General features: G+C 70.6%; 5 protein-coding genes. All 5 read left to right on the forward strand.

The window, feature by feature from the left end:
- The first annotated feature begins 62 nt into the window (after positions 1-62).
- A complete protein-coding gene (locus ADL01_RS25925; RefSeq protein WP_053744425.1) occupies positions 63-1,442 on the forward strand; it encodes a hemolysin family protein in 1,380 nt (459 codons plus the stop codon).
- The gene (locus tag ADL01_RS25930; protein WP_053744426.1) at positions 1,439-2,461 is read left to right on the forward strand and encodes a hemolysin family protein; all 1,023 of its coding nucleotides are present in this window, start codon (positions 1,439-1,441) and stop codon (positions 2,459-2,461) included. The genes ADL01_RS25925 and ADL01_RS25930 overlap by 4 nt, the downstream gene beginning before the upstream one ends.
- Before the next feature lie 71 nt (positions 2,462-2,532).
- Positions 2,533-3,372 carry an SGNH/GDSL hydrolase family protein gene (locus tag ADL01_RS25935; protein WP_053744427.1) on the forward strand — a complete coding sequence of 280 codons (840 nt, stop codon included), beginning with the start codon at positions 2,533-2,535 and terminating at the stop codon, positions 3,370-3,372.
- Between the two features lie 97 nt (positions 3,373-3,469).
- Positions 3,470-5,491, forward strand: a complete 2,022-nt coding sequence (locus ADL01_RS25940) for a LodA/GoxA family CTQ-dependent oxidase (RefSeq protein ID WP_053744428.1) — start codon at positions 3,470-3,472, stop codon at positions 5,489-5,491.
- Positions 5,488-6,000, forward strand: a 513-nt coding sequence (locus ADL01_RS25945) for an NAD(P)/FAD-dependent oxidoreductase (RefSeq protein ID WP_159049631.1), incomplete at its 3' end; no start/stop codon positions are given. The genes ADL01_RS25940 and ADL01_RS25945, both read left to right, overlap by 4 nt.

Raw genomic sequence — 6,000 nt, forward strand, 5'->3', positions numbered from 1 at the left:
AGCACCACTCGACGTCGAGCGATCCCGCCGGCCCTGCCCGACCATGGGACGGAGGTGAACCGATGACCGAAGTGCTTCTCCTCCTGGTCGCGATCCTGCTCTCCCTGGCCTGCGGCGCCTTCGTCGCGGCGGAGTTCTCCCTGACCACGGTCGAACGCGGCGAGCTGGAGCGCGCGGTGGAGCGCGGCGAGCGGGGTGCCGCCGGTGCCCTGAAGGCCGTACGGAACCTCACGTTCCAGCTCTCCGGCGCGCAGCTCGGCATCACGGTCACCAACCTCGTGGTCGGCATGCTCTCCGAGCCGTCGATCGCCGCGCTGATCGCGGGCCCGCTCGAGTCGCTCGGCGTCTCGGCCTCGGCGTCCTCGTCCCTCGCCCTGGTGATCGGTACGGCGCTGTCGACCGTCTTCCTGATGGTGGTCGGCGAGCTCGTGCCGAAGAACTGGGCGATCTCCGCACCGCTGGCCGTGGCCAAGCGGGTGGCGACGCCGCAGCGCTGGTTCAGTGCCGCGTTCCGGCCGTTCATCACGCACCTCAACAACACGGCGAACCACTTGGTACGCCTCTTCGGCATCGAACCCGCCGAGGAACTGGCCTCCGCACGCGGCCCCCAGGAACTGGCGGCACTGGCCAGGCACTCCGCCAAGCAGGGCGCCCTGGAGCCCGACACCGCGGAACTGTTCGTACGGACCCTGAACCTCGCCGACCTCACGGCGGAGAACGTGATGACACCGCGCGTCCAGGTCATCGCCCTCGACGCCCAGGCGACCTGCGAGGACGTGGCGAACGCGACGCGCGCGACCGGACTGTCCCGGTTCCCCGTCTACCGCGGCAACCTCGACTCGGTCGTGGGCGTCGCGCACATCAAGGACTGCCTCACGGTGCCCGCGGAGCGTCGCCCCCGGGTGTCCGTCGCCGAACTGATGCGCGAGCCGCTGCTCGTCCCTGAGTCACTGACCGTCGACCGGCTCCTCGACCGGCTCTCCGGCAAGCGCACGATGGCCGTCGTCATCGACGAGTACGGCGGTACGGCGGGCGTGGCCACGCTGGAGGACATCGTCGAGGAGGTCGTCGGCGAGGTACGCGACGAGCACGACCCGCACGAGATGTCCGACCTCGTCCCGGCCGGCGTCGACGACGACGGCCGCGCCCTCTACTCCGCGGACGGCGCCGCCCGCACCGACCAGCTCGCCCGTGTCGGCCTCCGGCTGCCCGAGGGACCGTACGAGACGCTGGCCGGCCTGGTCGCGACCGAGCTCGGCCGCATTCCGCAGGCCGGTGACACCGTCGAGGTGGGCGACTGGCGCCTCGACGTGCTGGACGCCTCGGGCCGCAGGGCCGCACGCGTCCTGCTGCACGCGCCGCACACGGTGGAAGAAGCGGAAGAGAAAACGCAAGAAAAGAAGGACGAAAAGAAGGACGAAACGGACGGGGAGGCGAAGTGACCACGATCCAGTTGCTCATCGGTCTGGCGACGCTGGTCGTCAACGCCTTCTTCGTGGGCGCCGAGTTCGCGCTGATCTCCGTACGCCGCAGCCAGATCGAGCAACACGTGGAAGAAGGGGCGGACGGCGACCGGCGCGCGAAGAGCGTCCTGTGGGGCCTGGAACACGTGTCCGCGCTGATGGCGGCGGCCCAGCTGGGCATCACGCTGTGCACGCTGATCCTGGGTGTGGTCGCGGAACCCGCGATCGCGCATCTGCTGGAGCCGGTGTTCCACGCGGTGGGCGTCCCCGAGAGCGCGGGGCACGCGGTCTCCTTCGTGATCGCCCTCTCCCTGGCGACGTATCTGCACATGCTGCTCGGCGAGATGGTGCCGAAGAACATCGCGCTCGCGGAGCCGGTGCGCAGCGCACTGCTGCTCGGGCCGCCCCTGGTGGCCCTGGCGCGGGCCCTGAAGCCCGTGATCTTCACGATCAACGCCTTCGCGAACACCCTCCTGAAGCTGCTGCGTGTCGAGGTCAAGGACGAGGTCACGGCGACCTTCTCGGACGCCGAACTGGCCCGTCTGGTCCGGGACTCCGGCGAGGCGGGGCTCATCGACGACCGCGCGCGCGAACGCCTGCACGACGCCCTGGAACTGGGCCGCAGGCCGGTGCGTGACGTCGCGCTCCCCCTCGAAAGCGTCGTCTACGCGCGCGTGGGCATCACTCCGGAGGAGCTGGAGCAGCTGTCGGCCGAGTCGGGCTTCTCGCGCTTCCCGGTGGTCGACAAGGAGCGCCGGATCGCCGGCTATCTGCACGTCAAGGACGCGCTGGACGCGGCGCCCCGGGACCTGGGCTTCCAGGTCCGGGACATGCGGCCCATCGCGAGCGTACGGGCGGACACTCCCCTGGACGACGTCCTCACGGCGATGCGGCGCAGCCGTACGCACCTGGCGGCGGTGCAAGGGGAAGACGGGCTGCTCGCCGGGCTGGTGACGATGGAGGACGTGCTGCGCGAGCTGTTCGGACAGCCCGCGTAGACCGGCTGTTCCACACCTGGAGGAGGTCGACCGACCGCTGGGTATGTGTACGGGCTATCATCTCTGTCGCCATGCAGACGAACACCTCGTACACCAGCCTTGTCGCGGTCGGCGACTCCTTCACCGAGGGCATGTCGGACCGGCTGCCGGACGGTACGTACCGCGGCTGGGCCGATCTCCTGGCGGCCCGGATGGCCGCCCGCACCCCCGGTTTCCGGTACGCGAACCTCGCCGTGCGCGGCAAGCTGATCGCGCAGATCACCGCCGAGCAGGTGCCCGTGGCGGTGGCCCTGGAGCCGGACGTGATCACGCTGGTGGGCGGCCTCAACGACACGCTCCGCCCCAAGTGCGACATGGGCCGGGTGCGCGGGCTGCTCGAGGAGGCCGTGGAGCAGTTGGCGCCCGCGTGCAAACAGCTGGTGCTGATGCGCAGCCCCGGCCGCCAGGGCCCGGTCTTCGATCGCTTCCGGCCGCGTGTGGAGGAGCTGTTCACCTGCGTCGACGACCTCGCGTCCCGGCACGGCGCCCTCGTCGTCGACCTGTACGGCGCCCCCTCGCTGGGTGACCCCCGCCTGTGGGACGTCGACCGGCTGCACCTGAGCGGCGAGGGCCACCGGAGGGTCGCCGAGGCGGTCTGGCAGACCCTCGGGTACGAGGCCGAGGACCCGGAGTGGCGTACGCCGGTGCCGGCCACGGCGCCTCCCGGCTGGGGCACGCGCCGGGTCGAGGACGCCCGTTTCGCCCGCCAGTACCTACTGCCGTGGATAGGGCGCCGCCTGACAGGGCGCTCCTCCGGGGACGGCCGGACAGGCGCCCACTTCAGCGCCGAGCTGGGCAAAGCCTTCTGGGTCACTCCCGCGGACCACACGGACCCCGGCCCGGTGACGGACTGGCGCCGGGTAGGCCCCTGACCCGAACCCCGCCCTCGGAACGCGAGCTCGGCCTGCGCCCTCTTCATGTGCGACCACATACCTTCGACCGGTTGAACGCACAACGGAAGGTTCTTTGATGGACAGTCACATCGTGCAGGTGAAGATCCACCCCGCCATCGGTGTCGCCCGGGTCGGCAACAGCGTGGAAGCACCTTTCATCGGCCCGGAATCACCGGACCAGCGACCAGCGGACGCCGGCTCCTACAAGGACGCTTCCGGGGCGATACGGAGGCAGGCCGCACGATTCCGGGTGTACGGCTACAACGCCGCCGGGGAGGTCGTACGGGAGCTGAAGCCGGGCACCGAGGGTGTCACCGAGATCCAGTGGACGGTACATCTGGCCAACAAGAAGGCCGCCTGGTACCAGTTCCATCTGGCGCTGGACATCCCCGAGGGCAAGACGCTCACGGCCGAGCAGTACGGCCGCCGCAACGCCGACGTCGCGGGCGCCGACCGGAAGAAGCTGGTCAACGATCCCGGCAGCCGCACCGTTCGCGGTTCGAAGACCGAGACGCAGAAGTTCGACACCGGCAAGGTCATGGACAAGGCGGTGTACCTCGGCGAGATCTCCACCCGCTCCGACGGCCGCCTGGTGGTGCTCGGCGGCCGGGGAAACTCCGCCTCCTACAAGAACCAGCCGATCACAGGGGTCACCAACAACGACACCTGGTACGACGACGTGTCCGACGGTCCGGTGACAGCGAAGGTCACTATTGACGGCCAGGATCTGACCGCCGTGCCGGCCTGGGTCGTGGTGGGACCTCCGCACTACGCCCCCGGCGTGAAGTCCGTCCGTACCCTCTACGACCTGCTCTTCGACGTCTTCGTCCAGGCCGGTTCACTGACCCGCCCGCAGCAGATCTCGTTCGCCGATCACATAGAGCCCATATTCCGCAGGTTCTGCGATCTGCAGTGGGTCAACCACGGTTTCGCGACCCAGTTCGGCTGGAACGGCCCCAACTTCTTCCTCTCGCCGACGATGCGCAAGAGGCTCGCCGATCCGTCCAGCCGTAACCGGGAGTTGCGCCGCCAGGTGTACGCCTCCCTGCGCGACTACGACCGTGACGGGAAGTCCCCGCTGCCGTGGCCGTGGCTGTACGGCGACGCCATGGCCAGCAAGCCCAAGTCCGTGCTTCAGCACCTGGCGCTGTCACCGACCCAGGACTGGATGCTGCAGCGTTGGGCGGACGGGGCGTTCGTGGCCGGACCCCTGCGGCAGCCGCGCCCCACGGTCGACGACGCCCCTGCCGCCGAGCAGCCGGGGCTGCTGGACCGGGCGGCCCTGGAGGGCTGCGCCGCCGACGCGTTCCACCCGGGGATCGAGGTCACCTGGCCGATCCGGCACGCGAGCATGTTCAGCGCGCCCTTCCGCATCCGGCACCGCGCCCCCGCCACCGCGGAACCCGACTACGGGCCCACCCTGCTTCCGGACGAGGCGGTCTCCGCCACTGGCCCCCTGCAAGCACAGGGCCCCGGTGACCTCACCCGCTGGATGGCCGCCCCCTGGCAGGCGGACACCGCGAGCTGCCGCTCGGGCTACGAGGTGCTGGCCAACCTGGGGCCCCGGTACAGCCCGTACCTGCCGACCTTCTGGCCCGCCCAGGTACCCAACCATGTGCTCAAGCTGGAGGACTTCGAGAAGGTCAACACGCCGTCGGCCGGGAGCGACGACAGCGCCCGGGAAGAGGCGTTCGAGCGGCGGGCAACCTGGCTGCGCGGACTCACCGGCACCATGAACGAGCAGCGTACCCAGATGATCAAGGACTGGTTCAAACTCGGCGTCGTCGAGGTGCGCGACTACACCGTGGGCGACGGGAAGTTCCCCGAACGGATCCTGGTGGAGTCGCGCCCGGCACAACCGCTCGCTCAGGCACCGGACACAGCGAACCTCGTCAACGTGCAGGTGCCCGAGGTGGGTCCGCACGTGTTGGCCGCGGCGGCGGGCCGCTCGCCCGAGGGAATGCTCGCCCCCGAAACCGTCGAGGCCGAGTCCGCGGCGCGGGCGGTCGGCGAAGCGGCCAGGGCGACCGGCTACCGCGAGGAGGAGATCACCGCCGGATACCTCGAGAAACTCGACCCCTTCCGCGACGCGCGGTGAGCGTCGCGCTCCCTCCCGGCGCGGACACCTACGACGTCGTGGTGGCGGGCGGCGGCCCGGCCGGTTGCGCCGCCGCGCTCATGCTCACCCGGGCCGGCCGTACGGTTCTGCTGGCGGACGCCGGCACCGGGCCGCCCAAGCTCGGCGAGACACTCGTGCCCGCCGGGCGGGTTCTGCTCGGCGACCTCGGCGTCGCCGACCGCGTTCTCGACTCCGGGCATCTGCCCTGCTACGGCAGCCTTTCGGCGTGGGGTTCGGCCGACCTGCACGCCGTGGACTTCATCAACGACCCGCACGGCCATGGCTGGCACCTCGACCGGCACCTGTTCGACCAGCGCCTGCGCGACGCCTCCCGCGCGGCGGGGGCGGAGGTCACCGAGGGCACGGCCGTACGGGAGACGGTGCGGATGGCGGACGGTGGCTGGGCTGTGGTTCTGCGGGGCCGCACGGGCACTGCTGGTAGCGGGTCGGGGGGCGGGTCCGGGTTGGGGTCGGGGTCAGGGTCGGAG

The sequence above is a fragment of the Streptomyces sp. NRRL WC-3618 genome (assembly GCF_001280005.1).
In the GTDB taxonomy this organism is placed as follows: Bacteria; Actinomycetota; Actinomycetes; order Streptomycetales; family Streptomycetaceae; genus Streptomyces.